Origin of the sequence: Nocardia aurantia, from assembly GCF_009604425.1 — a bacterium.
Classification (GTDB): domain Bacteria; phylum Actinomycetota; class Actinomycetes; order Mycobacteriales; family Mycobacteriaceae; genus Nocardia; species Nocardia aurantia.
Genome location: NZ_WEGI01000035.1, coordinates 1 through 5257, shown reverse-complemented (window position 1 = coordinate 5257; position 5257 = coordinate 1). Strand labels below are relative to the sequence as shown.

Sequence of the window (5257 nt, the reverse complement as noted above, 5' to 3'; positions counted from 1 at the left end):
TTTGGGGGTGTTTCGAGAGTCTTCAACGGAGAGTTTGATCCTGGCTCAGGACGAACGCTGGCGGCGTGCTTAACACATGCAAGTCGAGCGGTAAGGCCTTCGGGTACACGAGCGGCGAACGGGTGAGTAACACGTGGGTGATCTGCCTCGCACTCTGGGATAAGCCTGGGAAACTGGGTCTAATACTGGATAGGACCATGCCATGCATGTGGTGTGGTGGAAAGATTTATCGGTGCGAGATGGGCCCGCGGCCTATCAGCTTGTTGGTGGGGTAATGGCCTACCAAGGCGACGACGGGTAGCCGACCTGAGAGGGTGACCGGCCACACTGGGACTGAGACACGGCCCAGACTCCTACGGGAGGCAGCAGTGGGGAATATTGCACAATGGGCGGAAGCCTGATGCAGCGACGCCGCGTGAGGGACGACGGCCTTCGGGTTGTAAACCTCTTTCGACAGGGACGAAGCGCAAGTGACGGTACCTGTATAAGAAGCACCGGCCAACTACGTGCCAGCAGCCGCGGTAATACGTAGGGTGCGAGCGTTGTCCGGAATTACTGGGCGTAAAGAGCTTGTAGGCGGTTCGTCGCGTCGATTGTGAAAACTTGCAGCTCAACTGCAAGCTTGCAGTCGATACGGGCGGACTAGAGTACTTCAGGGGAGACTGGAATTCCTGGTGTAGCGGTGAAATGCGCAGATATCAGGAGGAACACCGGTGGCGAAGGCGGGTCTCTGGGAAGTAACTGACGCTGAGAAGCGAAAGCGTGGGTAGCGAACAGGATTAGATACCCTGGTAGTCCACGCCGTAAACGGTGGGTACTAGGTGTGGGTTTCCTTCCACGGGATCCGTGCCGTAGCTAACGCATTAAGTACCCCGCCTGGGGAGTACGGCCGCAAGGCTAAAACTCAAAGGAATTGACGGGGGCCCGCACAAGCGGCGGAGCATGTGGATTAATTCGATGCAACGCGAAGAACCTTACCTGGGTTTGACATACACCGGAAACCTGCAGAGATGTAGGCCCCCTTGTGGTCGGTGTACAGGTGGTGCATGGCTGTCGTCAGCTCGTGTCGTGAGATGTTGGGTTAAGTCCCGCAACGAGCGCAACCCTTGTCCTGTGTTGCCAGCGCGTTATGGCGGGGACTCGCAGGAGACTGCCGGGGTCAACTCGGAGGAAGGTGGGGACGACGTCAAGTCATCATGCCCCTTATGTCCAGGGCTTCACACATGCTACAATGGCCGGTACAGAGGGCTGCGAGACCGTGAGGTGGAGCGAATCCCTTAAAGCCGGTCTCAGTTCGGATCGGGGTCTGCAACTCGACCCCGTGAAGTTGGAGTCGCTAGTAATCGCAGATCAGCAACGCTGCGGTGAATACGTTCCCGGGCCTTGTACACACCGCCCGTCACGTCATGAAAGTCGGTAACACCCGAAGCCGGTGGCCTAACCCTTGTGGAGGGAGCCGTCGAAGGTGGGATTGGCGATTGGGACGAAGTCGTAACAAGGTAGCCGTACCGGAAGGTGCGGCTGGATCACCTCCTTTCTAAGGAGCATCTGCATTCCTCGCCCCGAATGGTCGGGGTTGGAGGATGCCAGAGCCGTTCAGTCCCCGACTGTGGGACTGCGGTGCTCATGGGTGGAACGCTGACATGCGCCGGCGGTTGCTCTCGGTCCACTGTGGCTGGGGGTGCTGGATTGTAGTCGACACACTGTTGGGTCCTGAAAGAACAGACGTTCTTTCCAGGAAGATGACGACGAGTCTGGGTTTCCAGTTCATACCGCGCCGGGTTCGTGCTGGTGCTGGGTGTGGATCCAGGGTTGTGTGTTGTTTGAGAACTGCACAGTGGACGCGAGCATCTTTGTTTGTAAGTGTGTAAGAGCGTTCGGTGGATGCCTTGGCACCAGGAGCCGATGAAGGACGTAGGAGGCTGCGATATGCCTCGGGGAGCTGTCAACCGAGCTGAGATCCGAGGATTTCCGAATGGGGAAACCCGGCACGAGTGATGTCGTGTCACCCGCATCTGAATATATAGGGTGTGTGGAGGGAACGTGGGGAAGTGAAACATCTCAGTACCCACAGGAAGAGAAAACAACATGTGATTCCGTGAGTAGTGGCGAGCGAAAGCGGATGAGGCTAAACCGTGTAGATGTGATAGGCGGCAGTCGTTGTCTATGCGGGGTTGTGGGACCTGTCTTCTCGATTCTGCCGAGTCGAGCGTGAGTCAGAAACCGTTGTGTTAGCTGAAGTGGTCTGGGATGGCCGACCGTAGACGGTGAGAGTCCGGTAAGCGAAAGCATGACGGCTCATGTGATGGGCACCCGAGTAGCAGCGGGCCCGTGAAATCTGCTGTGAATCTGCCGGGACCACCCGGTAAGCCTGAATACTACCTGGTGACCGATAGCGGACTAGTACCGTGAGGGAAAGGTGAAAAGTACCCCGGGAGGGGAGTGAAATAGTACCTGAAACCGTGCGCTTACAATCCGTCAGGGCCCTCTCTTGGAGTGGGGTGATGGCGTGCCTTTTGAAGAATGAGCCTGCGAGTCATCGGTGTGTGGCGAGGTTAACCCGTGTGGGGTAGCCGTAGCGAAAGCGAGTCCGAATAGGGCGGTCGAGTCGCACACTATGGACCCGAAGCGGAGTGATCTACCCATGGCCAGGGTGAAGCGACGGTAAGACGTCGTGGAGGCCCGAACCCACTTAGGTTGAAAACTGAGGGGATGAGTTGTGGGTAGGGGTGAAAGGCCAATCAAACTCCGTGATAGCTGGTTCTCCCCGAAATGCATTTAGGTGCAGCGTCGCATGTTTCACCCTGGAGGTAGAGCTACTGGATGGCCTAGGGGGCCTACAAGCTTACCGAAGTCAGCCAAACTCCGAATGCCGGGGTGTGAGAGTGCGGCAGTGAGACTGCGGGCGATAAGGTTCGTAGTCGAGAGGGAAACAGCCCAGATCGCCGGCTAAGGCCCCTAAGCGTGTGCTAAGTGGAAAAGGATGTGGGGTCGCTGAGACAACCAGGAGGTTGGCTTAGAAGCAGCCACCCTTGAAAGAGTGCGTAATAGCTCACTGGTCAAGTGATCCTGCGCCGATAATGTAGCGGGGCTCAAGCACACCGCCGAAGCCGCGGCATTCAGACATGACATTCCCTTCGGGGTAGTGGTCTGGATGGGTAGGGGAGCGTCCTGCAGCCAGGGAAGCAGCCGGGTGACCGAGTTGTGGAGGCTGTGGGAGTGAGAATGCAGGCATGAGTAGCGAAAGACGAGTGGGAAACTCGTCCGCCGGATGACCAAGGGTTCCTGGGTCAAGTTAATCTGCCCAGGGTGAGTCGGGACCTAAGGCGAGGCCGACAGGCGTAGTCGATGGACAACGGGTTGATATTCCCGTACCCGTGTATCCGCGCCCAGTGGCGAATCAGTGATGCTAAGTGCCCTGAACTGGCGGGATCTCCTTCGGGAGACCTAAGAGGGATGCGCACGACCCTTGCTGTAGTAGTCAAGCGATGGGGTGACGCAGGAAGGTAGTGGGGCCCGGTGGTGGATTACCGGGTGTAAGCCTGTAGGGCGAGTGGTAGGTAAATCCGTCACTCATGCAGCCTGAGAGGTGATGCGTAGCCGTTTGAGGTGAATTCCATGATCCTATGCTGCCGAGAAAAGCCTCTAGTGAGTTGGTACACGGCCCGTACCCCAAACCGACACAGGTGGTCAGGTAGAGAATACCGAGGCGATCGAGAGAACTGTGGTGAAGGAACTCGGCAAAATGCCCCCGTAACTTCGGGAGAAGGGGGACCAGTGCTGGTGACGAGGCTTTGCCCTCTGAGCTGGTGGTGGTCGCAGAGACCAGAGAGAAGCGACTGTTTACTAAAAACACAGGTCCGTGCGAAGTCGTAAGACGATGTATACGGACTGACGCCTGCCCGGTGCCGGAAGGTTAAGAGGACCGGTTAGCGGAGTGATCCGCGAAGCTGAGAATTTAAGCCCCGGTAAACGGCGGTGGTAACTATAACCATCCTAAGGTAGCGAAATTCCTTGTCGGGTAAGTTCCGACCTGCACGAATGGCGTAACGACTTCTCTGCTGTCTCCACCACAGACTCGGCGAAATTGCATTACGAGTAAAGATGCTCGTTACGCGCGGCAGGACGAAAAGACCCCGGGACCTTCACTATAGCTTGGTATTGGTGTTCGGTACGGTTTGTGTAGGATAGGTGGGAGACTGTGAAGCTGGGACGCTAGTTCTGGTGGAGTCGTCGTTGAAATACCACTCTGGTCGTATTGGACTTCTAACCTCGGGCCGTGATCCGGTTCAGGGACAGTGCCTGGTGGGTAGTTTAACTGGGGCGGTTGCCTCCTAAAATGTAACGGAGGCGCCCAAAGGTTCCCTCAGCCTGGTTGGCAATCAGGTGTTGAGTGTAAGTGCACAAGGGAGCTTGACTGTGAGACTGACGGGTCGAGCAGGGACGAAAGTCGGGACTAGTGATCCGGCACCGGCATGTGGAAGCGGTGTCGCTCAACGGATAAAAGGTACCCCGGGGATAACAGGCTGATCTTCCCCAAGAGTCCATATCGACGGGATGGTTTGGCACCTCGATGTCGGCTCGTCGCATCCTGGGGCTGGAGTAGGTCCCAAGGGTTGGGCTGTTCGCCCATTAAAGCGGCACGCGAGCTGGGTTTAGAACGTCGTGAGACAGTTCGGTCTCTATCCGCCGCGCGCGTTAGAAACTTGAGGAAGGCTGTCCCTAGTACGAGAGGACCGGGACGGACGAACCTCTGGTGTGCCAGTTGTTCCGCCAGGAGCATGGCTGGTTTGCTACGTTCGGAAGGGATAACCGCTGAAAGCATCTAAGCGGGAAGCCTGTTCCTAGATGAGGTTTCTCACCCCTTTAAGGGGGTAAGGCTCCCAATAGACGATTGGGTTGATAGGCCGGAACTGGAAGCGCGGTAACGTGTGGAGGTGACCGGTACTAATAGGCCGAGGGCTTACCAACGAAGGTGTTACGCGTCCACTGTGTAGTGTCTGAAACAACACACGAACCCCCCGTGTCGGGTGGGTTGTGGTGTCGGGCAAGGGATTCCGGAATTTCAGCCGGGGTGTTCTTGCCGGTGCTACAGCTGGCTCGGTGTGGTGGGGGGTGTGGATAGTTTCATAGAGTTACGGCGGTTATAGCGGTGGGGAAACGCCCGGTCCCATTCCGAACCCGGAAGCTAAGCCTGCCAGCGCCGATGGTACTGCACTCGCCAGGGTGTGGGAGAGTAGGACACCGCCGGAACATA

General features: G+C 57.1%; 3 rRNA genes. All 3 read left to right on the top strand.

Features of this window, described 5'->3' with window-relative positions:
• Nucleotides 1-22 precede the first annotated feature (22 nt).
• Nucleotides 23-1537: ribosomal RNA gene (locus tag NRB56_RS38015) — 16S ribosomal RNA — on the top strand.
• Nucleotides 1538-1857: 320 nt separating this feature from the next.
• Nucleotides 1858-4971 (top strand): 23S ribosomal RNA (locus tag NRB56_RS38010).
• Between the two features lie 165 nt (nucleotides 4972-5136).
• Nucleotides 5137-5253: ribosomal RNA gene (rrf, locus tag NRB56_RS38005) — 5S ribosomal RNA — on the top strand.
• The 16S, 23S and 5S rRNA genes sit together here, the layout of an rRNA operon.
• Nucleotides 5254-5257 lie beyond the last annotated feature (4 nt).